Annotated in this window: 20 protein-coding genes; 14 read left to right on the top strand and 6 right to left on the bottom strand. The window is 71.8% G+C overall.

What is annotated here, in order from left to right:
* Window positions 1–35: 35 nt before the first annotated feature.
* Entirely contained in the window at window positions 36–2,339 is a 2,304-nt protein-coding gene (locus KZX17_RS05640) for a rhamnogalacturonan lyase (protein WP_248170192.1), read from the bottom strand.
* A 73-nt stretch (window positions 2,340–2,412) separates the two neighbouring features.
* Between KZX17_RS05640 and KZX17_RS05635 the strand changes: the two genes are divergently transcribed.
* Window positions 2,413–3,381 carry a PfkB family carbohydrate kinase gene (locus tag KZX17_RS05635; protein ID WP_308194686.1) on the top strand — a complete coding sequence of 323 codons (969 nt, stop codon included), beginning with the start codon at window positions 2,413–2,415 and terminating at the stop codon, window positions 3,379–3,381.
* 59 nt (window positions 3,382–3,440) lie between these two features.
* Here the strand turns inward: KZX17_RS05635 and KZX17_RS05630 are convergent, their stop codons facing one another.
* From KZX17_RS05630 to KZX17_RS05615, 4 genes are read right to left on the bottom strand one after another with little or no spacing between them, the layout of a single operon-like run.
* Entirely contained in the window at window positions 3,441–4,421 is a 981-nt protein-coding gene (locus KZX17_RS05630) for a D-ribose ABC transporter substrate-binding protein (RefSeq protein WP_248170194.1), read from the bottom strand.
* Window positions 4,422–4,478: 57 nt separating this feature from the next.
* Complete coding sequence (locus tag KZX17_RS05625; RefSeq protein WP_248170195.1) at window positions 4,479–5,618, bottom strand: ABC transporter permease; 1,140 nt, start codon at window positions 5,616–5,618, stop codon at window positions 4,479–4,481.
* Entirely contained in the window at window positions 5,615–7,171 is a 1,557-nt protein-coding gene (locus tag KZX17_RS05620; protein WP_248170196.1) for a sugar ABC transporter ATP-binding protein, read from the bottom strand. Before KZX17_RS05620 ends, KZX17_RS05625 begins: the two co-directional genes overlap by 4 nt.
* Window positions 7,168–7,818 carry a DUF2291 family protein gene (locus KZX17_RS05615; protein ID WP_248170197.1) on the bottom strand — a complete coding sequence of 217 codons (651 nt, stop codon included), beginning with the start codon at window positions 7,816–7,818 and terminating at the stop codon, window positions 7,168–7,170. Before KZX17_RS05615 ends, KZX17_RS05620 begins: the two co-directional genes overlap by 4 nt.
* 153 nt (window positions 7,819–7,971) lie before the next feature.
* Here KZX17_RS05615 and KZX17_RS05610 point away from each other — a divergent pair, with 153 nt between their 5' ends.
* The 7 genes from KZX17_RS05610 to KZX17_RS05580 all read left to right on the top strand — a co-directional run bounded on the left by KZX17_RS05610 (window position 7,972) and on the right by KZX17_RS05580 (window position 16,010).
* Window positions 7,972–8,406 carry an RbsD/FucU family protein gene (locus KZX17_RS05610; RefSeq protein WP_248170198.1) on the top strand — a complete coding sequence of 145 codons (435 nt, stop codon included), beginning with the start codon at window positions 7,972–7,974 and terminating at the stop codon, window positions 8,404–8,406.
* A 134-nt stretch (window positions 8,407–8,540) separates the two neighbouring features.
* Window positions 8,541–9,722 carry a glycosyltransferase family protein gene (locus KZX17_RS05605; RefSeq protein ID WP_248170199.1) on the top strand — a complete coding sequence of 394 codons (1,182 nt, stop codon included), beginning with the start codon at window positions 8,541–8,543 and terminating at the stop codon, window positions 9,720–9,722.
* Window positions 9,712–10,950 carry a glycosyltransferase gene (locus KZX17_RS05600; RefSeq protein ID WP_248170200.1) on the top strand — a complete coding sequence of 413 codons (1,239 nt, stop codon included), beginning with the start codon at window positions 9,712–9,714 and terminating at the stop codon, window positions 10,948–10,950. Before KZX17_RS05605 ends, KZX17_RS05600 begins: the two co-directional genes overlap by 11 nt.
* The gene (locus tag KZX17_RS05595; protein WP_248171649.1) at window positions 10,950–12,080 is read left to right on the top strand and encodes a glycosyltransferase family 4 protein; all 1,131 of its coding nucleotides are present in this window, start codon (window positions 10,950–10,952) and stop codon (window positions 12,078–12,080) included. The genes KZX17_RS05600 and KZX17_RS05595 overlap by 1 nt, the downstream gene beginning before the upstream one ends.
* The gene (locus KZX17_RS05590) at window positions 12,077–13,912 is read left to right on the top strand and encodes an ABC transporter ATP-binding protein (RefSeq protein ID WP_248170201.1); all 1,836 of its coding nucleotides are present in this window, start codon (window positions 12,077–12,079) and stop codon (window positions 13,910–13,912) included. Before KZX17_RS05595 ends, KZX17_RS05590 begins: the two co-directional genes overlap by 4 nt.
* Window positions 13,909–14,991 (top strand): phosphotransferase family protein, encoded by a 1,083-nt coding sequence (locus KZX17_RS05585; protein ID WP_248170202.1) that lies wholly within the window; start codon window positions 13,909–13,911, stop codon window positions 14,989–14,991. The genes KZX17_RS05590 and KZX17_RS05585 overlap by 4 nt, the downstream gene beginning before the upstream one ends.
* Window positions 14,988–16,010 carry a hypothetical protein gene (locus KZX17_RS05580; protein WP_248170203.1) on the top strand — a complete coding sequence of 341 codons (1,023 nt, stop codon included), beginning with the start codon at window positions 14,988–14,990 and terminating at the stop codon, window positions 16,008–16,010. The genes KZX17_RS05585 and KZX17_RS05580 overlap by 4 nt, the downstream gene beginning before the upstream one ends.
* 260 nt (window positions 16,011–16,270) lie before the next feature.
* On the opposite strand, the gene KZX17_RS05575 is transcribed toward KZX17_RS05580, so the two are convergent.
* Window positions 16,271–17,272: a LacI family DNA-binding transcriptional regulator gene (locus KZX17_RS05575; RefSeq protein ID WP_248170204.1), complete on the bottom strand. Its 1,002-nt coding sequence runs from the start codon at window positions 17,270–17,272 to the stop codon at window positions 16,271–16,273.
* A 133-nt stretch (window positions 17,273–17,405) separates the two neighbouring features.
* Here KZX17_RS05575 and KZX17_RS05570 point away from each other — a divergent pair, with 133 nt between their 5' ends.
* The 6 genes from KZX17_RS05570 (at window position 17,406) to KZX17_RS05545 (ending at window position 24,776) form a co-directional block, all read left to right on the top strand.
* Window positions 17,406–17,771, top strand: coding sequence for an L-rhamnose mutarotase (locus tag KZX17_RS05570; protein WP_248170205.1), 366 nt, complete (start codon window positions 17,406–17,408; stop codon window positions 17,769–17,771).
* Window positions 17,768–18,934, top strand: a complete 1,167-nt coding sequence (gene rhaI, locus KZX17_RS05565; RefSeq protein ID WP_248170206.1) for an L-rhamnose isomerase — start codon at window positions 17,768–17,770, stop codon at window positions 18,932–18,934. Before KZX17_RS05570 ends, rhaI begins: the two co-directional genes overlap by 4 nt.
* Window positions 18,935–19,024: 90 nt before the next feature.
* A complete protein-coding gene (locus KZX17_RS05560) occupies window positions 19,025–19,873 on the top strand; it encodes an alpha/beta hydrolase fold domain-containing protein (protein ID WP_248170207.1) in 849 nt (282 codons plus the stop codon).
* 26 nt (window positions 19,874–19,899) lie between these two features.
* Window positions 19,900–21,936, top strand: coding sequence for a bifunctional aldolase/short-chain dehydrogenase (locus KZX17_RS05555; protein ID WP_248170208.1), 2,037 nt, complete (start codon window positions 19,900–19,902; stop codon window positions 21,934–21,936).
* Between the two features lie 130 nt (window positions 21,937–22,066).
* Window positions 22,067–23,518: a rhamnulokinase family protein gene (locus KZX17_RS05550; RefSeq protein WP_248170209.1), complete on the top strand. Its 1,452-nt coding sequence runs from the start codon at window positions 22,067–22,069 to the stop codon at window positions 23,516–23,518.
* Window positions 23,519–23,531: 13 nt separating this feature from the next.
* On the top strand, window positions 23,532–24,776 hold the full coding sequence (locus KZX17_RS05545; RefSeq protein ID WP_248170210.1) for an alpha-hydroxy acid oxidase: 1,245 nt from the start codon (window positions 23,532–23,534) through the stop codon (window positions 24,774–24,776).
* The last annotated feature ends 9 nt before the right edge of the window (window positions 24,777–24,785 follow it).

Below are 24,785 nucleotides of genomic sequence, written 5' to 3'. Positions count from 1 at the left end.
TGCCACCGGCATCCGCCCCTGCTCACCCCACCCGATCAGCGCAGCGGCACGTCCGCGAAGGACATGTCGGACGCCAGGTAGAAGTCCGTGTACGCGGGCTGGTTGTACGTCGTCTGCTGACGCGCGATCTCGGCCCGGTACTGCGGGTCGTGCATGAGCGTGTAGAGCTTGTGCTCGGTCGGCTCGGTCGAGACGTAGATGCGCAGCGCCGACGAGTCGACTGTCCGCACGAGCAGCTCCTCGCGCCAGTCACCCAGCACATCGGCGACGAGCGACGGGTTGCCCTTCGTGCCGTTGTTCGTGAGGGTTCCGGATGCCGTGAGCATCGTCCCGCGCGTCCAGTCGTCGATCGTGGGGGTCACGGTCTGGGCGCCGTTGACGAGCTGCGTCGTCAGGTCGCCGGCCCAGCGGATCGACATGTTCGTGCCCGGGTTCGTGGGCTGCAGGGCCTCGCCGTCGGCGGAGAGGAGGCCGGAGGCATCCGTTCCCGCCGGCATGCTCGACCAGACCTCGACGCCGTCGACGTCAGGTCGGACGTCGCCCACCATGCCGCGCCCGGTGTCGCGGCCCGAATAGGCACCGAAGAGCACCTCGCCCGTCGCGGCATCCCGCATCGCCGTGCCGTACGGGGCGTACGCGCCGCCCTCGTGGACGGTGAAGATCTCCTTGCCGGGGCGGTTCGGGTCGAAGTCGCCGACGTGCATCGCGTCGCCGTGACCGAGACGCACGTCCTCGCCGGGCGTCGCGCTGCCCTCGGGCATCGTGTCGAACGACGAGTACAGCAGGCTGCCGTCGTTGTCGAGCGTCGCCGAGCCGTAGACGATCTCCTGCTTGCCGTCACCGTCGACGTCCGCCGCGCTCAGGCTGTGGAAGCCCTGCGTCGTCAGCGTGCCGTATTCGGGATCGGTGCCGTCACGCCCGTGCGGCCCGTCGTTGAACGGGTTCGTCAGCGGGACGTGCCCGCTGTCGACGAACCAGCGCTTGGTCAGGTGCTTGCCGTTCCAGTCGTACGTCGCGACGGTCGATCGCGTGTAGTAGCCGCGGGCGAACACCGCCGACGGACGCGTTCCGTCGAGGTAGGCGACGCCCGAGAGGAAGCGGTCGACCCGGTTGCCCGGCTCGATGCGCGACATCGCGTAATCACCCCAGAGCAGGCCGTCGTCACCGCGGCCCGGCTCGTAGCGCACGGTCTCGAGCTCCTTGCCGGACTTGCCCTCGAAGACGGTCAGGTACTCGGGTCCGTCGACGATGAAGCCCTCGAAGTTCCGCAGCACGTTGCGGGCCGAACGCGACGGGGCGTAGACGTCGATGAAGTAGTCGACGAGCTCCTCGGCGTCGGCACGCGACAGCGGGTAGTCGTGCGTCGGCTCGGTGCCGAGCGCCTCTTCGATCGTGGCGGGCCACTGACCCGACACGACCTCGTCGCGCTCCGACCAGCCCTGGAAGACGTCGGCGAGGTGGGCGGCGTAGTCCTCGGCGCTCAGCCGGTAGTCGTCGGAGTGCGAGTAGCCGGCCTTGCGGTCGGCCTTCGGCATCGTGACGAACTCGGCCTTCTTGGCCTTGCCCTTCTTGAACTCCGTGCTCTTCGTGCCGGGCGCCGTCTTCATCATGATCTCGGCCTTGCCGTCACCATCGAAGTCGTAGACGAGGAACTGCGTGTAGTGCGCGCCGGCGCGGATGTTCACACCCAGGTCGATGCGGTTCAGCAGCGTGCCGTCGAGCTCGTACGTGTCGATGTAGACCGGCCCGGTGTAGCCGACCTGCGAGACGTCCTTCGAGTTCGACGGGTCCCACTTGACGACGTACTCGTACGCGCCGTCACCGTCGACGTCGCCGACCGACACGTCGTTCGCCGAGTAGGTGTACGCCTCGCCCGCGGGAGTGACGCCGTCGGCAGGCTTCGTCAGCGGGATGTCGAGGAACGGCGACCCCTGCACCGTCACCTTCTCGGACGGCTTGCCCTCGCGCTTGCCCTGCAGCGGCGAGACGGTGTACTTCGAGCGGTCGGTGCCGTCGGGGTCGACGTAGGTCGTCGAGTCGGTGACGGTCGCGATGCGCTTGCCGTCGCGCTTCACGACGAAGGCGGTGCCGGTGAGGCCGGTGGCCGAAGCCCCCGTCGCCTCGGTTTTGAACAGGCGCCAGGTGAGGTGGATGCCTCCCTCGCCAGGCAGCGCGACGAGACCCCGGTCGAGCTTCTCGAGCTGCGGCGAGGCGGCCGGCTTCGGCTTGCCGGGGCCGTGCCCCGGATGCGCCATCGCGGCCTGTGCCGGGAGGATCAGTGTGGCCGCGGCGAGCGCGGCGACGACGGACGTGCGGACGGGTCTTCTCATGCTGTTCACCTTCGAACTCGTGATGGAATGCGCTTTCCCCAGTCGCACGGCCCACCCTAGGCGCCGCTTCTGAATCGTGTCAATGGATGCCGCCGATCCCCGTCGCCGCATCTCTAGACTCGACGACGAGGCCGCGCGGTCGCGGCCGACCGTCGCGGCGCACCGTCGCGACCCACCGTCGCTCGAAGAAGACCGAGGCATCATGACCACTGCCGAACGCCCCCGCCTGACCGTCGTCGGCGCGATCAACGTCGACCTCGTCGCGAGCGTGGCGCGCGCGCCGGAGCGCGGCGAGACGGTGGCCGACGGCGCGCTCGTGCGGCAGCCAGGCGGCAAGGGCGCGAACCAGGCCGCGGCAGCCGCGCGGCTCGGTGCGCGGGTCGACCTGATCGGCGCGGTCGGCACCGATCCCGCCGGTCGCGACCTGCTCGACGGGCTCACCGCCGCGGGGGTCGGGACTGCCGGCGTCCAGCTCAGCGACGGCGACTCGGGCACGGCCCTCATCGTCGTGGATGCCGACGGCGAGAACTCGATCGTGGTGTGCCCCGAGGCGAACGCACGGATCGACGCGGACGCCGTCGCCGCGCCGACCGAGGGCGCGGTGCTCGCGCAACTCGAGGTCGCGGACGCGGTCATCGAACGCGCGATCGCGGCGACGTCGGGACTCGTCGTCGTGAACGCGGCACCGTCGCGTCCGTTCAGCGACGCGATCCTCGAGCGCGCCGACGTCTTCATCGTCAACGAGCACGAGTACGCGGCGCTCCCGCAGCTGCGCGACGCGGAGCTCGTCGCCGTGACCCTGGGCGCGGCGGGCGCCGAGCTGGTCCGCCGCGGCGAGGTGGTCGCCCGCGTCGCCGCCCGTCGCGCGACGGTCGTCAACACGGTCGGCGCCGGCGACGCGTTCTGCGCAGCCCTGACGATCGGCTTGGTGCGCGGCGACGACCCCGCCGAGGCGCTGGCGCGCGCCTGCGAGGTCGGCGCGGCCGCCGTCGAGGATCCGCTCTCGCAGCCCGCCCTCGGCCCGCTCGACACCTACGCCGCCGACGCCTGAACGAACGACGACGCGGTGACCTCCCCCGAGGATCACCGCGTCGTCGTGGTCGCGCGGGCTTACTCCAGCGCGAAGAGGGTGTAGCTGTCGGCGTTGTCGGCGTTGATGACGACGCAGTCGATCGACTGCTTCTCGTCCTCGCCGGTCTCACCGCTGGTGATGAAGGCGTCCGCCTGCTGCACCGCGAGCTGCGAGATCAGCACGGCCGGCTGCAGGCCGGTGGCCAGGAGCGTGCCCGCCTTGATCGCCTCGACCGCGTCGGGGCTGCCGTCGAAGCCGGCGATGACGACCTCACCCGTCAGGCCCGCGGCCTCGACGGCGGCGACGGCACCGAGGGCCATCGTGTCGTTGCCCGCGATGATGCCCTGGATGTCACGGTCGCGCTGCAGGAGCGTCTCGATCTTCTGGAAGGCCTCGTCCTGGCTCCAGTTGGCCGTCTCCTTCGCGACCTGCTCGAGGTTCGGGTACTGCGAGATGACGCTCGCGAACGCCTCGGAGCGCACACCGGCGTTGGTGTCGGACTCCTTGCCGGTCAGCTCGATGTACTTGCCGCCGTCGGGCAGCGCCGCGACCCATTCCTCGGCGACCGCTGCCGCGCCCTGGGCGTTGTTGGCGACGATCTGCGACTTCGCGATGCCGGTCTCGTTGATCTCGCGGTCGATGAGGAAGACGGGGATGCCGGCATCCTCGGCCTTCTGGACGGGGCCGATCGAGGCATCCGCACCTGCGTTGTCGAGGATGATCGCGGCCGCACCGTTGCTGATGGCCGTGTCGATGAGCTCGCTCTGCTTGTTCGGGTCGTCGTCGTGCGAGGCGACCGAGGTCTCGTAGCCGAGCTTCTCGGCCTCGGCCTTGGCCGCGTCGGCCTCGGCCTTGAAGAAGGGGTTCTCCTGCGCGGGGGTGATGATGGCGATGAGCCCTCCCGCCTCGCCGCCGGGTGCCGGCGCCGATCCGCTCGGCTCCTCGCCGCCGGACGCACATCCGGCGAAGGTGACTGCCATGAGGGTGGCCGCAGCAGCGGCGATGATCCTGCGTCGCATGATTCTCCTGTTCGGGTTTCTCTCTGGTGGTGCATGCCCGCCGACGGCGGGCGGGTCTCAGGTGGTGGTGCCGGATGTCGGGGCCGGGGCCCCGGCATCCGGTGTGTTCTTGTTCGCGGCGGCGAGCGCGGCGTTCTTCGAGCGCTTGATGCGCTGCTGGGCCTGGTCGAGCATCACCGCGAGGATGATGACGGCGCCCTTGATGGCGATCTGCCAGAAGGTCGAGACGCCGACGAGCACGAGCCCGTCGCTCAGGAACCCGATGACGAACGCGCCGATGAGCACGCCGCGGACGTTGCCCCGGCCGCCGGTCAGCGCGGCGCCGCCGATGACGACCGCCGCGATCGCGTTGAGCTCGAACGTCTCACCGAGCTGCGGCGCTGCGCTCGTCAGCTGCGACGAGAGGATGAGGCCGGTCGTCGCGGCGCAGAACCCGCTGATCATGTAGACGCGGAGGTTGACCTTGCGCACCGGCACGCCCGACAGCGCGGCGGCTCGCTCGTTGCCGCCGGAGGCGTAGACCCACCGGCCGAACGGGGTCTTGCGCAGGACGAACGAGGCGACGAGGGCGAAGACGACCATGATCCAGATGGCGGTCGGGATGCCGAGCAGGTTGCCGCCGAGCACGAGGAAGCCCTGGTTGCCGAGGTCTTCGCGTCCGCCGAGGCGCGGGTAGGTCGTGCCGTTGGAGATCAGCAGCGCGGCGCCGCGGGCGACGTAGAGCATGCCGAGGGTCGCGATGAACGGCGCGACGTGGAACTTCGTGACCAGCACGCCGTTGATGAAGCCCACGAGCGTCCCCACGGCCAGCGCGATGATCACGACGAACCAGACCTGCGGGTACACCACGATGTCGAAGAGGGTCAGCTGCCAGCCCTGCAGCAGCGTGCCCGCCACGACGCCGGCGAGGCCGACCGTCGAGCCGACCGAGAGGTCGATGCCGCCCTTCAGGATGACGAACAGCATCCCGATCGCCAGGATCGCGTTGTACGCGACGTGCTTGGTCATGATGACCAGGTTGTTGAGGGTCAAGAATGAGTCCGACAGCAGGGCGAAGATGATGATCAACACGATGAGCGCGATGAAGGCGCGCCCCTCGAGGACGATCGAGAGGACGTCGACGTCGCGGCCCAGGAAGGTGCGCTTCTGCGGCGACTGCGGGGAGCGCTGCTGCTGCGGTGCGGTGGTGGTGGTCATCGGTGATCGCTCCCGGACGGTTCTTCTTCGCTCGCCTCACCCGAGGCGAACATGAGGTCGTTGCGGGTCGCGCCGGCCGAATCGAGGATCCGGACGATGCGCCCCTTGGACATGACGACGATGCGGTTCGAGACGGTCAGCGCCTCATTCACCTCGGACGTCGCGAACAGCACCGCGAGCCCGCGCCGGGCCTCGCGCGCCATGAGGCCGAAGATCTCCGCCTTGGCGCCGACGTCGATGCCTCGCGACGGCTCGTCGAGCAGGATCACCTGCGGTGTGGTCATGAGCACCTTGCCGATGACGACCTTCTGCTGATTGCCTCCGGAGAGCGAGGTGATGGATGCCGCCGGGCTCGACGTCTTCACGCGGACGTCGCCGATCCCCCGGTCGACCGCCTCGCGCTCGGCGCGCTTGTGCAGCCAGATCCCCTTCACGTACCGCAGCAGACTCGACAGCGAGCTGTTCTCGCCGACGCTCATGGTCTGGACGAGACCGTCGCGCTGGCGGTCCTCGGGGACGAGCGCGAGGCCCAGGTCGATCCGCTCCGACACCGACTCGCGGGTGAGGGTGCGCCCTTCGATCTCGACGGTGCCCTTCTGCACCGGAATGCGGCCGATGAGGGCCTCGAGCAGCTCGGTGCGACCGGCGCCCATGAGCCCGTAGAGGCAGACGATCTCGCCCTGGCGCACGTCGAGGTCGACACCGTCGACGGCGAGGCGGGCGGGGTTCGACGGGTCGGCGACGGTGACGTCGCGCAGGCGCAGCGCCACGTCGCCGAAGGTGTCGAGCAGGTCGGGCACGAGGTCGTCGGCGGCGCGGCCGACCATGTGCCCGACGACCCAGCCCATGTCGATGGCGTCGCGGTCTCCAGTGGCGACGAGGTCGCCGTCGCGGAAGACGACGGCGTGGTCGGCGATCTCGAGCGCCTCTTCGAGGTGGTGCGAGATGTAGACGATCGCGACACCGGCATCCGTCAGCTCCCGGATGAGCGCGAATAGCACCTCGACCTCGTTGCCGCTCAGCGCCGAGGTCGGTTCGTCCATGATGAGGACCCGAGCATCGCCCGCGAGCGCACGCGCGACCTCGACGATCTGCTGCTGCCCCAGGCGCAGGTCCTCGATGAGGGTGTCCGGGTCGAGCTCCTCGGCGAGGCGCGCCATGAGTTCGCGTGTCTTCTCGGTCTGCGCCCGGTCGTCGACGACGAGGCCGCCGCGCACCAGCTCGCGCCCCATGAAGATGTTGTCCCGGATGCTGAGGTTCGGCGCCAGGCTGAGCTCCTGGTGGATGATCGCGATGCCTCGGCGGGCCGCATCCACCGTCCCCGACAGGACGATCTCCTCGCCGTCGAGGATCAGCGTCCCGCTCGTGGGCGACTCGACGCCCGAGAGGATCTTCATCAGCGTCGACTTGCCCGCGCCGTTCTCGCCGAACAGGACGGTGACCGCTCCGCGCCGGACGTCGAAGTCGACACCCTTGAGGGCGCGGGTCGCGCCGTAGACCTTCGTGATGCCGCGTGCGCTCATCACGACCGAGGTGTCGACGGCCGTGGTCACGGCGCGACCTCGAACGAGACGGGCACCACCGACACCAGCGCCGGGTTCACGCGGGTGAAGGCGCCGACGACCTCGATCGTCGCGCCCTCGAGGGATGCCGGGTCGACATCGGCGAGGATGCCGTCGCGCACCCGGTTGTTGAACTCGGTCGCCACCTCTTGGAACTCGAGCTGGTTGGTGAACTCGTTGAACGACACGGTGCCCGTGACGTCGCGCAGGGCTGTTCCGTTGAGGGCCGGGCCGATCTGGACCTGCACCGTGACGTCGGACGAGACGCCCTCGACGGTGACCGGGAGGATCGAGCCGTTCGGGGCGCCGGCGACGCCGGAGAACGACACCGGGAAGCTGAAGGAGCTCCCCTCGCCGGGCGCGTTGCCGAAGTCGGCCTGGTCGGCACCGCCGTCGAGGTCGGTGAGGAGGGTCGCGAGCGGCACCGCCTCGTCTTCGATCTGCGGGACGATCTCGTCGTCGAACCGCTCATCGGCATAGTGCGCCGGGTCGAATGTCGTCTCCGATGCGGCGGCGCTGTCCTCTTCGGTCGAGACGAAGGTCGTCGTCAGGCCGCCGGCGACGAGCACGACGAGCGCCAGCACCGACCAGACGATCGCGGGGCGGAAGAGGCGACGCCGGGCGGGCGCAGCATGCATCGAGGGCTCCTTTGCACTTCGGGCTGGTTCCGGAAACCGCTCTTTCGGCGAACCGGTTGACCAATTAAGCTCGACACTAACGGCCCGCCCGAATTCGCACAAGACGTTCCAGCGCGATGCGGCCGAATCGTCACCGACGACGAAAGGAACATCATGCTCAAGGGCATCGACCCACTGCTGAACGGCGAGCTCCTGCGGATCCTCGACGACATGGGGCACGGCGACCAACTGCTGCTGGTCGACCGAAACTTCCCCGCCGCCGCAACCGGGCGCCCCGTCGTACGCCTCGGACCGGTCGGCGTCGTCCGGGCGATCGACGCGATCCTCGGCGTCTTCCCGCTCGACGAGTTCGTCGACGCGCCGCTCGCGCGGATGGAGGTGGACGACGACCCCGCCCGCACCACCGCTGAGCAGGACGCCGTCCTCGAGGTCGCCCGCCGCGAGCACCCCCGCCCGCTCGACTGGGAGGTCGTGCCGCGCCTCGACTTCTACGAGCGTGCCCGCGACGTCTTCGCCGTCGTCCACACCCTCGAGGAGCAGCCGTGGGGCTGCTTCATCCTGCAGAAGGGTGTCGTCTTTCCGGACTGAACCGGACGTGACGCGCGGGAGGCGAAACCACAGGTAAGCGCCTTCTCACACACGCCTCACATGCGCCTTAGAGCCGGCGACGACCGTGGAGTGATCATCCCCCGTTCACTCCACGGCCCCTCGGAGGCTCCGCCATGGTCATCCGCATCGCGCTCTACTCGCACGACTCCGTCGGCCTCGGCCACGTCCGGAGGAACCTCGCCATCGCGCACGCTCTGACCTCGCGACTGCCCGCGCTCGTCGGCGAGGAGGTGACCGGGCTCCTCATCAGCGGCCAGTCCGCAGCCACCTCGTTCCCGACCCCGCCGGGGTGGGACTGGCTCATCCTCCCGAGCATCACCACGGGCCCGAAGGGCTATTCGGCCCAACACCTGACCGCGGGCCTGCAGCGGGTGACCGCGGTCCGCGGCGGCAGCGTCGAGGCGGCCATGGCGGCCTTCCGACCCGACTTGTTCGTCGTCGACCGGCATCCCTTCGGCGTCGAGCGCGAACTCGACGCGACGCTGCGCTGGCTCCGCCGCAACCGCCCGTCGTGCACGACCGTCCTCGGGCTCCGCGACGTCCTCGACGAGCCGTCCGCGACGCGCGCCGAGTGGGCGGCGATCGGCGGGGCGGATGCCGTGCGCCGGGCCTTCGACGAGATCTGGGTCTACGGCGACCCCCGCGTGCACGACCTGACGCGGACCGGCGAGCTCCCCGCGGGCCTGGCGCCCCTGGTGCGGCACACCGGCTACCTCAGCCACGGCCGGCCGGGCCGCGGTCACCCCGTGGCCGACGAGCCCTTCGTACTGACAACCGTGGGCGGCGGGTCGGACGGCGGAGCGATCGCCGCGGCGGCCGCCCGCGCGGCGGTGCCGAGCGGCATCCGCCACGTCATCGTCACCGGACCCGAGATGCCCGACGACCACCGCCGCGCGATCCGCGCCGCCGCCGGTCCGCTCACCACGGTGACGCGGTCGGTGCCCGACGCGCTCGCCCTCATCCGCCGCGCGTCGGCCGTCGTGAGCATGGGCGGCTACAACGCCGTCGCCGAGATCATGAGCACCGAGACGCCGGCGCTCATCGTGCCGCGCGACAACCGCCGCGTCGAGCAGCCCCTGCGCGCCACGGCCCTCGCCTCGCTCGGCGCCGTGGAGACCCTGCCCGCCGCCGCGGCCACCCCCGAGGCCCTGTCGGCGTTCTTCGCCCGCGCCGTCGGCACCCGCGTGGTGCGCGAGGGCATCGACCTCGACGGCCTGACGGTCGTCGCAGACCACGCCGCGGACCTCGTCGCCGCGGCGCGCAGCAGGAAGGAGCTGACGGAGCATGCGGTCTGAGACCCCCCGGATCGGGTACGTCGTGAAGGTGTACCCGCGCTTCTCCGAGACGTTCGTCGTGACAGAGATCCTCGCGCGCGAAGCGCGGGGTGAGGACCTCGCCGTGTTTGCCCTGCGACCCACCGACGACACCCGCTTCCACCCCGAGCTCGCCCGCGTGCAGGCGCCGGTCTTCCACCTCGCGCGGCCGGCGAAGCCGTCGGCGCTGTGGGCCGCGATCCAGGATGCCGCGGCCGACCCGGTCCTCGGGCGAGCCATCGCCCGTCACCTCGGCGACCTGCTCGCAGCCGACGTCGACGACGCCGTGCAGGCGATCCTCCTCGCGGCCGCGGCGCGGCGCGAGGGCATCACGCACCTGCACGCCCACTTCGCCTCGGTCGCGACCACGGTCGCCCGGCTCGCGTCGCGGCTCACCGGCATCCCTTACTCCTTCACGGCGCATGCGAAGGACCTCTTCCACGAGGCCGTCGACCACGCCGACCTGTCGCGCAAGTTCGCGGACTCGGCCTTCGCCGTCACCGTCAGCGACTTCAATCTGGACTTCGTCCGCGGGACCATCCCCGGCGGCGAGCGCACGCACCGGCTGTACAACGGGCTCGAGCTCGACCGCTTCCCCTTCGTGCCCCGCCCGGCGCGGCGCGGGCCGCTGCGGATCGCGGCCGTCGGCCGCCTCGTCGAGAAGAAGGGGTTCGCGGTGCTCGTCGAGGCCGTCGCCAAGCTGACCGCTGACGGCATCGACGTGACGGTCGACCTCGCCGGCACGGGCGAGCTGCGCGATCAGCTCGCCGCGCAGATCGACGCCGCGGGCCTGACCGACAGCGTCGCCTTGCTCGGCCCCCTCCCGCAGCACGACCTCGCGCGACTGCTCGCCGCATCCGATGTCTTCGCCGCCCCGTGCGTGGTCTCCGCCGACGGCAACGCCGACGGCCTGCCGACCGTGCTGCTCGAGGCGATGGCCACCGGCATCCCGTGCATCTCCACCGACGTCACCGGCATCCCTGAGATCGTGCGCGACGGCGAGACCGGCGTCCTGTGCCGCGCCGGGTCGGTGGACGACCTCGTGAGCGCCCTGCGCGGCATCGCCGACGGGACGACGGATGCCGCGGCCCTCGCCGCACGCGCCCGCCTCCTCGTCGAGGAACGCTTCGACTCCCGGCGACAGGCCGCGGAGCTCGCGCGCCTGACCGCCGAGGCCGCTCGGCCCCGCCTGCTCGAGGAGGTGGCGTGATGCGCATCGCCTATCTCTGCGTCGACCCGGGCGTCCCGGTCTTCGGCACGAAGGGCTCATCCGTCCACGTCCAGGAGATCGTCCGCTCCTTCCTCGCCCGCGGCGACGAGGTCACGATCTACTGCACGCGGCGGGGCGAGCACGTCCCCGCCGACCTCGCGTCGGTCCGCGTCGTGGAAGTCCGCGTCGGCAAGGGCGACCCCGCCGAGCGCGAGCGGAACATCGCCGCGGCTTCCCGGGAGCTCGCCGCGCGCATCGTCGCCGACGGCTGCGATCTCGTCTACGAACGGTTCTCGCTCTTCAGCCGCGGCGGGGCGACCGCCGCCGCGACGACCGGGGCGACGTTCATCCTCGAGGGGAACGCGCCGCTCATCGAGGAGCAGCGCGAGCACCGCGTGCTCGTCGACGAGGTCGAGGCGCTGGCCGCCGCGCACGACGCGCTCGCGACCGCCGACGTCGTCGCCTGCGTCTCTGCACCCGTCGCCGAGTGGGCCACCGCGCACGGCGCGCCGCGCGCGATGGTCTCCCCCAACGGCGTGAACACCGACCGCATCCGCCCCTCCGCGCCGAGCCCCGACGGGCCGCTCCGCGTCGGCTTCGTCGGCACGCTCAAGCCGTGGCACGGCGTGGAGGTCGTGATCGACGCTGTCGCTTCCCTCGGCGAACGGGCGACGCTCACCCTCATCGGCGACGGTCCCGAGGGCCCCGCGCTGCGACAGCGCGCCGCCGATCGCGGCATCGAGGTCGAGTGGGCCGGCGCAGTCCTGCCCGAGCACATCCCGGCCCTCGTCGCCGGGCTCGACGTGGGCGTCGCGCCCTATCCCGCCGGCGCGGGCTACTTCTCGCCGCTCAAGGTCTACGAATACCTTGCGGCCGGCCTGCCCGTCGTCGCATCGGCCGTCGGGCAGGTCCCCGACATCCTCGACGACGGCGTGACCGGCCTGCTCGTCGAGCCCGGCTCGGCGACCGCGCTGGCGGACGCCCTCGCCCGTCTGGCCGACGACCCCGCGCTGCGGCTGCGGATGGGAGCGGCGGCGAGGGCGGATGCCGTCGCCCGCCACGACTGGAATCGCGTGCTCGCGCGCATCCTCGAGGCCGCCGACGCCGCTCGCAGGGAGGTCTACGCATGAGCCGCCGCACCGCACGCACCCGTCCGCCCGAGCAGCGACCGATCCGCCGGACGCTCGCGACCGTCCGACCGTTCCTGCGCCCTCACGCGCTGCTGCTGACCGCCGGACTCCTCGTACTGCTGCTCGAGGTCGCGTTCCGCGTGCTCGAGCCCTGGCCCCTGAAGGTCGTCGTCGACTCGCTCGCGGTCAGCCTCGGCGCGACGGGAGCGGCGACCACCGGCATCCCCGCCGCGACGACGGAACTGCTCATCGCCTGCGGCGCGGCACTGCTGGTCATCGTGTGCCTGCGCGCCCTCAGCTCGTACCTCAGCACCGTCGCCTTCGCGCTCGTCGGCTCGCGCGTCGCGACGACGCTGCGGGCGCGGGTGTTCGACCACCTGCAGGCGCTGTCGATCCGCTTCCACTCCACGGCACCGTCGGGCGACATCGTGCAGCGTCTCGTCGGCGACGTCGGGCGCCTGCAGGAGGTCGCCGTGAGCGCCGGCCTCCCCCTCATCGGCAACGTCATCACCCTCGTCGCCCTCGCAGGCGTCATGCTGTGGCTCGACCCGATGCTGACGGTCATCGTCGCGGCATCCGCCCTCGTCTACTGGCTGCTTTCGCGCCGGTCGGGCAAGGCGATCACGGCGGCGTCGCGGACCACCCGCAAGGGCGAGGGCCGCCTCGCCGAGTCGGCCGCCGAGACCCTCGACGCCATCCGCGTGGTGCAGGCGTTCGGCCTCGAGCGCGAGCGGGGCTCGGTCTTCGCCCGCGGCAACGACGTCGCCCTGCGCGAAGGGGTCAAGGCGCGCCGGCTCGCCGCCGCCCTCGAGCGTCGCACCGACGTCATCGTCGGCATCGCCCTCGCGCTCGTGCTCATCGGGGGCGGATGGCAGGTGCTGCAGAACCGCATGTCGCCCGGCGACCTCGTCGTGTTCACCGCCTATCTGAAGCTCGCGATGCGGCCGCTGAAGGACCTCGCGAAGTACACCGGACGCATCGCCCGCGCCGCCGCATCCGGCGAGCGCGTCGCCGATCTGCTCGACACCCCGGTCGACGTGCGGGAGTCGCCCGACGCGGAGCCGCTCCACGCGACCGCCGGTGCCGTCTCGTTCGAGAACGTCATGCTCGCCGACGGGCGCGGGGCGCCGCTGTTCCGCGGCCTCTCGCTCGATCTGCGCGCCGGCGAGTCGGTGTGCCTGCTCGGTCCGTCGGGCGCCGGCAAGTCGACCCTCGCCGCCCTCGTCGGCCGGTCGATGGACCCCGCATGGGGACGCGTCACGATCGACGGCGTCGACCTGCGGGCGGCGACGCTCGAGAGCGTGCGCGGCGCCGTGTCGGTCGTCCTGCAGGAGACGGTGCTGTTCGCGACGTCCGTCCGCGAGAACATCCGGCACGGCCGGCTCGACGCGACCGACGACGAGGTCGAGGCAGCCGCCCGCCGTGCGCGCGCGCACGACTTCATCGCTGCGCTCCCGGAGGGCTACGACACGGTGCTCGGCGGTCGTGGCAACACGCTGTCGGGCGGCCAGCGCCAGCGGATCGCGATCGCGCGTGCGATGCTGCGCGACGCGCCGATCGTCATCCTCGACGAGGCGACCACGGGGCTCGACCCCGAGTCGAAGGATGCCGTCCACCGCTCGCTGGCCGAGCTCACCGCCGGTCGGACGACCCTCACGATCACGCACGACCCGGCGTCGGTCACCGGCGCCGACCGCGTGCTCTGGCTCGAAGCGGGGCGGATCATCGAGGACGGCGAGCCGAGCGCGCTGCTGGCAGACCCCGGCACGCGGCTCTCGCAGTGGTTCCGCACCGCGCGCCGCGCCGTCGCGCACGAGGAGGCCCGCGCATGAGCATCGACCTCGCCCGCCGCGACACCGCGCTGCCGCTCGACGTCGTCCTCGACGCCGGCCGCCTCTCCGACGCCCTCGGGCGGCGCGTCGAGATCACCCGCGTGCGGTACAAGCCGGGTACGAGCGTCGTCGTCGCGGTCCGGGATGCCGCGAACGGCGATGGCGTGGGTTCCCACGGCTGGGTCGCCGCCTACGCCGACGCCGCCAAGCTCGCGAAGACACGGATGCGAGCCGAGCGGGTCGGGGCCTCCGTCACCACCGTGCCGGGGGCGCCGGGCAGTCTCGCCGGTCCGCTCGTCGCCGATCGCGCACTCGCGGAGCGGCTGCGACGGTCGGCGCCCGCCGGGCACGTGCTCCGCTACAACCCGCACCGGCGACTCGTCGTCCGGACTGACAACGACGTGGTGAAGATCGCCGCGACGGATGCTGGTGGCGGCGCGATCGCCCGCCTGCTCGCGGACGCCGGTCTCGCCGTGCTGCCCGGGGCCGCCGTGTCGGACGGCGTGGAGCGCACCCCGTGGTGGGGGCGGGGCGACCTCGCCACCTCTCCGTCACCGGAAGCGGCGGTGACCACGGGGCGGGAGCTCGCCAGGCTGCACGCGGTTCCTGTCGACGCGGCCGATGTGCGCCAGGCATCCGACGGCGATGCCGACCTCGCGACCGCTGCCGCGGCCATCGGCGTGCTCGACCGGGCAGCCGGGGCGCGCGCCGAGCGGCTCGCCTCTCGCGTGCGGGCGATGCCCGCCGGGGTGCGCCGCGCCGTCGTGCACGGCGACTTCACCGCGGACCAGGTGCTCGTCGACCACGCGGACGTCCGGTTCATCGACTTCGACCGCGCCGGCCACGGCGACCCGGAGCGTGACCTCGGGCACTTCGCCGCCGCCGAGCTGCTCGCGGGGCGCGGGTCGACCGGGCCGCTGCGGTCGGGGTACGACCTGCCGGTCGACGAATCGGCGGTGACACGCTGGACCGCGACGGCCGCGCTGCAGCGGGCCGTCGAGCCGTTCCGGCACGGTCGCGCCGACTGGGCCGAGCGCCTGCACCTCGCGATCGACATCGCCGAGGAGGCCGTCGCATGACCGCGCTCGACCTGCCGGAGACCGTCCGGCGGGGCGATCTCGAGTGGTGCGTCGCGCGCGCGTGGCCGGCGACGGCGGGCCCGATGCCCGTCGAGCTGCGCTCCACCGACGGCCCCGATCGGGTGCGCGGCGCGTGGTGGTCGTCCGGGCGACTCGCGGTCGACGACGCCGGCGACGACCCCGCCCTGCCGGGCCTCACCGGCCTCGACGGGCAGGTCGTCTCGCACCGTCCCGGCAAGCGCGCCGTCGTGCGAGCGCCGGGCGGCGAGGCCTATCTCAAAGTCGTGCGGCCGAAGAAGGCCGCGGCGGTGGTCGCGGCATCCGATCGCGCTGCCGCCTTCGGCACGCGCTTCGTCGTGCCGACGCTCGAGCGGGATCCGTCGGCCGAGGCGCGCGGCGTCGTCCGGTTCACCGCCGTGCCCGGTCGCACGCTGCATGCGCTGGGTGCCGACGACTCGGTGACGGACGCGGAGTGGCGCGCCGCGTGGGAACGCTGGCACGACGACTGGTCGGCGATCGCGGGGACGGATGCCGGTGGTGCCCCGGTCCACGACGCCACCGCCGAGGCCGACGTCGTCCGCGAATGGGCGGAGCACGCGGCGCGCGCACTGCCCGACGCAGCCGCGGCGATCCACCGGCAGGCCGACGAGGTCACCGCAGGGCTGCTGCGGCATACGTCATCCCGGCTCGTGCTCGCGCACCGCGACCTGCACGACAAGCAGCTGCTGTGGGACGGCGCCCGCCTCGGGCTGCTCGACGTCGACACCGTCAGCGCCGCCGAGCCCGAGCTCGACCTCGCGAATTTGCGGGCGCACGTGGATCTGCGCGTCGCGCAGGGCCACTGGTCGCCGGATCGGGCGCACGTCGCCCGCACGTGGATCGACCGCACCGCCGCCGACGTCGGCGCTGACCCCGAGCGCCTCGTCGCCTACGGCGCCGCGACGCGGCTGCGCCTCGCCTGCCTGTACCTCTTCCGCCCGCGCTGGCGCGCCTGGGCCGAGCGCACGCTGCGCGGGTGACGCGCCGGTCGGGGGGAACCGGCGCGAGCGCGTGCGTCGTTGCCGAACGCGCGTCGGTGTGCCGCTCCGAACCCGGCGCGCTCGGCACGAGCACGCGCTTTCGCGCCGCGCGCGCGGCGCGCGCGCGCGCCGCAGCGTCCCGGCATCCACATCATGTGCTCGCGACGAGCGCACACGTCGCGCACCGGTCGCAGCGTGTGCGATCGTCCACAGCACATGATGTGGACATCATGGCGCGGCGAGCCCGCAGCGCGGCCGACTCAGCCGCCGGTGGAGGCGCGGACCACGAGCTCGGGGCGGAAGCGCACGCGCTGCGGCTCGGCATCCGGATCCGCGAGGGCGGCGAATAGGGCATCGACGGCCGCCGCTCCGATCTCGCGCGCCGGCTGGCGGATCGAGCTCAGCGGCACGACCGTGGACTGCGCGAAGGCGATGTCGTCGTAACCGATGAGGGCGAGGTCGGCGGGCACGCGCAGCTCGCCGAGGATGCCCGCCCCCTGCAGCACGCCCACCGCGAGCAGGTCGTTCGCGCAGAACACGCCGTCCGGGCGGTCCGCAGCGTCACGCCGCGCCAATCGTTCGCCGACCTCCCGGCCCGCGAGCACCGTCAGCTCGTCGGTCTCGACGACCTCGAGCGACGCGCCCTCCACCCCGTCGAGCGCGCGCCGCGCACCCTCGAGGCGGTCGGCGACCTGACGAATGGATGCCGGGCCACCGGCGAACAGGATGCGTCGCCGCCCCTGGTCGAGCAGGTGCCGGACGGCGAGGTATCCGCCCTCCACGTCGTCGACCGCGACGGAGGGCAGGGTGCCGTCGGACTCGGCGTCCACGAGCACGACCGGCACCCCCGCCTCGGCGAGCGCGTCGGCGCGGTGATCATCGAGGTGGTGCGGCGTCAGCAGCACGCCGTTCACGCGCTGCTCGCGGAAGAGGTCGAGGTACGCGTTCTCGCGGTCGGAGTCCTGCCCGCTGTTACCGAGCAGCACGGTGACGCCGTGCTCGGCGGCGCGCTCCTCGGCGCCGCGCGAGACCTCGGCGAAGAACGGGTTGGCGCTGTCGAGGACGATCAGCCCGACGCTGCGACTGCGGCCGGCGCGCAGCTGCCGGGCGGCGTCGTTGCGCACGAAGCCGAGCTCCGCGATCGCCGCGTGGACGCGCTCCACCGTTGACGGCGCGACTCGCGCGGGGCGGTTCAGGACGTTCGAGACCGTCCCCACCGAGACCCCCGCTGCGCGCGCGACGTCCTTCACACTGACTGCCACGTTCACCTGCCTTGACGGATGCTTCACCCCCACGTTAGTGTTGGCGGTGTTGAATCGTTTCACATCGCAACGTTCACATCACAACCTCGACGAGACGATCTGCAGCGTCCCGACCCCCTCACGAAGGAGTGACATGACCCGCGTAGCCTTCCAGCTGCAGGTCGATCCGGCGCTCGTCGACGAGTACGTCGCCCGCCACACCCCCGTCTGGCCCGAGATGCTGGCCGAGATCGAGGCATCCGGTCGGCGCAACTACTCCCTCTTCCTCGGCGACGGAGGCCGGCTCTTCGGCTACTACGAGACCGACGACGACGCGGCAGCGCAGGCCTACCTCGCCGCCTCCCCCGTCGCCGCCCGCTGGGAGGCCGAGATGGGCCGCTTCTTCGTCGGTCTCGCCGGTCGCCCCGACCAGGCGGCGACGCCCCTCACCGAAGTCTTCAACCTGCACGACCAGCTGGCGGCCGCCGCCGGCGCTCCTTCAGAAAGCGACGCATCATGACGACGTTGTCCCCCGAGATCCTCACGCAGCTCGAAGGCCAGGGCATCGAGCTGCCCAGCTGGGCGTTCGGCAACTCCGGCACGCGGTTCCGCGTCTTCGCGACGGCCGGCACCCCGCGCGACCCGTTCGAGAAGATCTCGGATGCCGCCGAGGTCAACCGCTACACCGCCCTGGCCCCCAGCGTCGCGCTCCACATCCCGTGGGACAAGGTCGACGACTACGCCGCCCTCCGCCGTCACGCCGAGGACCTCGGCGTCGAGCTCGGCACCGTGAACTCCAACACGTTCCAGGACGAGGACTACAAGTTCGGCGCCCTGACCCACCACGACGAGCGCATCCGCCGCAAGGCGATCGACCATCACCTCGAGTGCATCGACATCATGGATGCCACCGGCAGCCGCGACCTCAAGATCTGGCTCGCCGAGGGGTCGAACTACCCCGGTCAGAACGACATGCGCTCCCGGCAGGACCGCCTGCAGGACTCGCTGCAGCAGATCTACGCCCGCCTCGGCGACGCCCAGCGCCTCGTGCTCGAGTACAAGTTCTTCGAGCCGTCGTTCTACCACACCGACGTTCCCGACTGGGGGACGTCCTACGCGCAGGTGGCTGCCCTCGGCGACAAGGCCATGGTCTGCCTCGACACCGGTCACCACGCGCCGGGCACGAACATCGAGTTCATCGTGATGCAGCTCCTGCGCCTCGGCAAGCTCGGCTCCTTCGACTTCAACTCGCGCTTCTACGCCGACGACGACCTCATCGTGGGCGCAGCCGACCCGTTCCAGCTGTTCCGCATCCTGTTCGAGGTGGTGCGCGGCGGCGGCCTCAACAACCCCGACGTCGCCTTCATGCTCGACCAGTGCCACAACATCGAGGACAAGATCCCCGGGCAGATCCGCTCGGTGCTCAACGTGCAGGAGATGACGGCGCGCGCGCTGCTCGTCGACCGCGCGGCCCTCGACGCGGCGCAGCAGGCGAACGACGTCCTCGGCGCCAACGCCGTGCTCATGGACGCGTTCTACACCGACGTGCGCCCCGCGCTCGCGGAGTGGCGCGAGTCCCGCGGCCTCGCCGCCGACCCGATGGCCGCCTACGCCGCCTCGGGCTACCAGCACCGCATCGCCGAGGACCGCGTCGGCGGCACCCAGGCCGGCTGGGGCGCCTGACCCCGGCATCCCCTCCGCTCCCCTGTCCCGACACGCCGCGACCGTCGGCACATCGTGACAGGGGAGCCTCGGACCACCGACGGAAGACCCATGACAACGCCCTCCCCCTACGGCGCGGCCGACGGCCTCGTCCGCGTGTACCCGGCCGCGGTCCTCGAGCGCCCGACGCCCGGGCTGCTGTGGCTGCACGGCGGCGGCTTCGCCGGCGGCGACCTCGACATGCCCGAGGCCGACGCGGTCGCACGGACGTTGGCGGATGCCGGGACCACCGTCTTCTCGCTGGACTACCGCCTCGCTCCGCTCGCCGAGGGCACTGCCGTGCCGGAATCGTCCACCGGTCGCGAGCGCGCGCATTTCCCCGCGGCATCCGACGACACGATGAAGGCGTGGGAGTGGGCCCTCGCCGAAGCCGCCACCCTGGGGGTCGATCCCGACCGGCTGGCGATCGGCGGCGCGAGCGCAGGCGGCAACATCGCGGTCGGCGCCGTCCTGCGCCTCGTCGAGACCGACCGGCGCCTGCCCGCCCTCGTCCTCCTCGCCTACCCGACGCTGCTCGCCCAGCAGCCCGAGCCGGATGCCGCGCTCCGCGCCGCGCTCGACGCGAACCCCGAGGCCGATCGCTTCGGCGCCGCCGCGGTCCTCGGCATGTACGAGAACTACCTCGGCGGCGCGGTCGACGACGCGCCGCTGGCCGCGATCCCGGGGCGGGCGTCCGGGGACGAGCTGGCCGAGTTCCCCCCGACCCTGATCGTCGCGGGCGACGTCGACGAGCTCCGCGTCTCGAGCGAGCACTTCGCCCGCGCGCTCGCCGCCGCGGGCCGTGACGTCGAGCACGTCGTCGAGCCCGGCACCGACCACGGCCACCTGAACCGGCCCGACGACGGCCCCGCCGCATCCCTCACCCTCGACCGTTTCGCCGCGCGCCTCGCGGCCCTCTGATCCCGACCCGCACCGAAGGAACACCCATGACGAACCCCACCGCCGCGGACCTCATCGCGCGCAGCAACCGCCTCGGCTCCGACCCGAAGGTCACCAACTACGCGGGCGGCAACACCTCCGCGAAGGGCACCGACACCGACCCGGTGACGGGCGAGCCCGTCGAGCTCATGTGGGTCAAGGGCTCCGGCGGCGACCTCGGCACGCTGACCGAGTCGGGCCTGGCCGTCCTCCGCCTCGACCGCATGCGCGCGCTCGTCGGCGTCTACCCGGGTGTGGAGCGCGAGGACGAGATGGTCGCCGCGTTCGACTACACACTGCACGGCAAGGGGGGCGCCGCACCCTCGATCGACACCGCGATGCACGGATTGGTCGATGCCGCTCACGTCGACCACCTGCACCCCGACGCCGGCATCGCCATCGCGACCGCCGCAGACGGCGAGCGCCTGACCGCCGAGATCTTCGGCGACAAGGTCGTCTGGGTGCCGTGGCGTCGCCCCGGCTTCCAGTTGGGCCTCGACATCGCGGCGATCAAGGAGCAGAACCCGCAGGCGATCGGCACGATCCTCGGCGGACACGGCATCACCGCGTGGGGCGACACCTCCGAGGAGACCGAGCGCAACAGCCTGTGGATCATCGAGACCGCGCAGGCCTACATCGACCAGCACGGCAAGGCCGAGCCGTTCGGCGGCGTCCGCTCCGGCTTCGAGGCGCTGCCCGACGAGGAGCGCCACGCGAAGGCGGCGGCCCTCGCACCCACCATCCGCGGGCTCGCCTCGACCGACAAGCCGATGGTCGGGCACTACACCGACAGCGACGTCGTCCTGCACTTCCTGGCGTCCGAGCAGGCGCCCGCGCTGGCCGAGCTCGGCACGAGCTGCCCCGACCACTTCCTGCGCACGAAGGTCAAGCCGCTCATCCTCGACCTGCCGGCATCCGCCTCGATCGAGGAGTCGATCACGCGCCTGCACGAGCTGCACGAGGCCTACCGCGCCGACTACCAGGCCTATTACGACGCCCACGCCGACGCCTCGTCGCCGGCCATCCGCGGTGCCGACCCCCTCATCGTGCTCGTCCCGGGCGTCGGCATGTTCAGCTACGGCGCGAACAAGCAGACCGCGCGCGTCGCCGGTGAGTTCTATGTCAACGCGATCAACGTGATGCGCGGCGCCGAGGCGCTGTCGACCTACGCGCCGATCTCGGACGCCGAGAAGTTCCGCATCGAGTACTGGGCCCTCGAAGAGGCGAAGCTGCAGCGGATGCCGAAGCCCAAGACGCACCAGGGTCGCATCGCGTTCGTCACAGGTGCGGCATCCGGCATCGGCAAGGCCATCGCCGTGCGCCTGGCGGCCGAGGGCGCCTGCGTGGTCGTCGCCGACCTCGACCTCGAAAAGGCCCAGGCCGCCGCGTCCGAGCTCGGCGGCACGGACGTCGCCATCGGCGTCGCCGCGAACGTGGCGGATGCCGCCGGTGTCCAGGCCGCGATCGACGCGACCGTGCTCGCCTTCGGCGGCATCGACCTCGTCGTGAACAACGCCGGCCTGTCGCTGTCGAAGCCGCTGCTCGAGACCACCGAGAAGGACTGGGACCTGCAGCACGACGTGATGGCGAAGGGCTCGTTCCTCGTCGCGAAGGCTGCGGCGAAGGCGCTCATCGAGCAGAAGATGGGCGGCGACGTCATCTACATCTCGTCGAAGAACTCCGTCTTCGCAGGCCCCAACAACATCGCGTACTCGGCGACGAAGGCCGACCAGGCCCACCAGGTGCGCCTGCTGGCCGTCGAGCTCGGCGAGCACGGCGTGCGGGTCAACGGCATCAACCCCGACGGCGTCGTCCGCGGGTCGGGCATCTTCGCCGCCGGCTGGGGCGCGAACCGCGCCGCGACCTACGGTGTGAAGGAAGAGGACCTCGGGCAGTTCTACGCGAACCGCACGATCCTCAAGCGCGAGGTCGTCCCCGAGAACGTCGCCGACGCGGTCTACGTGCTGACCGGCCCCGAGCTCTCGCGCACGACCGGCCTGCACATCCCCGTCGACTCCGGCGTCGCCGCCGCCTTCCTGCGATGAGCGCCGCCCCCCGGCATCCACAGCATGTTCTCGCAACGAGCGCACACGTCGTGACCGGTTCGCGACGTGTGCTCTCGTCCGGAGAACAGGATGTGGACAGGCGTGCAGCGGCGCGCTCGGCGGTGATCGCGTGAGCACCGCATCGGGTACCCGCGCCGCGCGGGAGCGCGCCGCATCGGGTACCGTCGCCGCGGTCGACCTCGGGGCGACGAGCGGGCGCGTCATCGTCGGGCACGTCGCGGCCGACCGGCTCGACACCGCCACGGTCGCCCGGTTCGCCAACGACCCGGTGCGCCTGGCCGACGGCCTGCACTGGAACCTCGTCGGCATGTACGGCTCGGTGCTCACGGGCCTGCGCGACGCGCTGCGTGAGCACCCGGGCATCGCCAGCATCGGCGTCGACTCGTGGGCGGTCGACTACGGCCTGGTCGCGCGGTCGCGCCTGCTGGGAGAGCCGTTCCACTACCGCGACGAGCGCACGGCGCGGGGGGTCGAGGCGGTGCACGCGACGCATCCTCACGCCGAGCTGTTCTCGCGCAACGGCCTGCAGTTCCTGCCGTTCAACACGCTGTACCAGTTCGCCGCCGAGGACGCCGAGCTGCTCGCGTTCGCCGAGCACGCCCTGCTCATCCCCGACCTGGTCGGGTTCTGGCTCACCGGACAGGCCCGCACCGAGCGCACCAACGCCTCGACGACGGGGCTCCTGCGCGCCGACACAGGCGAGTGGGATGCCGACCTGATCGACGCGCTCGGATTCCCGCGTCACCTGCTGGCCCCGCTCATCGCGCCAGGCGAGACCCTGGGCACGCTCGCCGGGGGCGCAGCCGAGATCCTCGGCGCGCAGACCACGGTGACCGCCGTCGGGTCGCACGACACGGCATCCGCCGTCGTCGCCGTCCCGATGTCGTCGCCCGACGCCGCGTACATCTCGTGCGGCACGTGGGGCCTGGTGGGCGTCGAGGTCGAACGGCCCGTGCTCACGGACGCCGCGCGCGAGGCGAAGTTCACGAACGAGGGCGGCGTCGACGGCCGCATCCGACTGCTCCGCAACGTCATGGGTCTCTGGATCCTCAGCGAGGCCGTCCGCGGCTGGCAGCGCGACGGGCACGCCATCGATCTGCCGACGCTGCTGGATGCCGCCGAGGAGGTCACCGGCGACGTCGCCGTGTTCGACGTCGACGATCCGCGCTTCCTCCCGCCGGGCGACATGCCCGCACGCATCGTGGCGTGGTGCGACGAGCACGACGTCGCACCGCCGCGCACCCGCGCCGAGTTCGCCCGCAGCATCATCGAATCCCTCGCCCAAGCGTTCGCGGACGCCGCCCACGAGGCCGGCCGCATCGGCGGCGTCGACACCCGGGTCATCCACATCGTCGGCGGCGGCGCACTCAACGAGCTGCTCTGTCAGCGCACGGCCGACCGCGCCGGCGTCCCCGTGCTGGCCGGGCCTGTCGAAGCCACCGCGCTGGGGAATATCCTCGTGCAGGCGCGGGCCGCCGGCATCCTCACCGGCTCCCTCGAATCCCTCCGCGACCTCGTCGCCCTCACCCACCGTCCCCGCCGCCACGAGCCGCGGGCCTGAGAAGGATCCCACCATGGTGCAACGCCAGTTCCCGAAGCCCGTCGAGCTGCTCGAGCTCATGCAGTTCAAGAAGCCCGAGCTCAACGGCACGAAACGACGACTGGATGCCGCGTACACGATCGCCGACCTCCGGAAGATCGCGAAGCGCCGCACCCCGAAGGCCGCATTCGACTACACCGACGGCGCCGCCGAGGGCGAGACCTCCATCGCCCGCGCACGGCAGGCGTTCCAGGACGTCGAGTTCCACCCCGACGTGCTGCGGCCCGCCGCCGACGTCGACACGTCGGTCGAGATCCTCGGCGGACCGTCGGCCCTGCCGTTCGGCATCGCGCCGACCGGCTTCACCCGCCTCATGCAGACCGAGGGTGAGGTCGCCGGCGCTGGAGCGGCGGGGGCCGCCGGCATCCCGTTCACCCTCTCCACCCTCGGGACGACCTCGATCGAGGGCGTCAAGGCGGCGAACCCGAACGGGCGCAACTGGTTCCAGCTGTACGTCATGCGCGACCGCGAGATCTCGTACGGGCTCGCGAGGCGCGCCGCCGAAGCCGGGTTCGACACGCTGCAGTTCACCGTCGACACCCCTGTCGCCGGAGCGCGCCTGCGCGACAAGCGCAACGGCTTCTCGATCCCGCCGCAGCTGACCCTCGGCACGATCGTCAACGCGATCCCACGGCCGTGGTGGTGGATCGACTTCCTGACCACCCCGAAGCTCGAGTTCGCGTCGCTGTCGGCGACCGGAGGCACGGTCGGCGACCTGCTGAACGCCGCGATGGACCCGACGATCAGCTATGAGGACCTGAAGGTCATCCGCGAGATCTGGCCGGGCAAGATCGTCATCAAGGGCGTCCAGAACATCGAGGACTCGAAGCGCCTCATCGACCACGGCGTCGACGGCATCATCCTGTCGAACCACGGCGGGCGCCAGCTCGACCGCGCGCCGATCCCGTTCCACCTGCTGCCGAACGTCGTCCGCGAGGTCGGCAAGGACGCGACCGTCATGGTCGACACCGGCATCATGAACGGCGCCGACATCGTCGCCGCGATGGCGCTCGGGGCGAAGTTCACGCTCATCGGCCGCGCGTACCTCTACGGCCTGATGGCCGGCGGACGGGCGGGCGTCGACAAGACGATCCAGATCCTCCGCACCGAGATCGAGCGCACCATGACCCTGCTCGGCGTCTCATCGATCCAGGAGCTCGAACCCCGCCACGTCACCCAGCTGACGCGCCTCGCGCCGATGCCCCGCACGGACGTCTGAGTCCGCGCG

Origin of the sequence: Microbacterium sp. EYE_78 (genome assembly GCF_023149035.1) — a bacterium.
Classification (GTDB): domain Bacteria; phylum Actinomycetota; class Actinomycetes; order Actinomycetales; family Microbacteriaceae; genus Microbacterium.
Note: the sequence above shows the minus strand (reverse complement) of the source record. Positions and strands in the feature narration are given on the sequence as shown.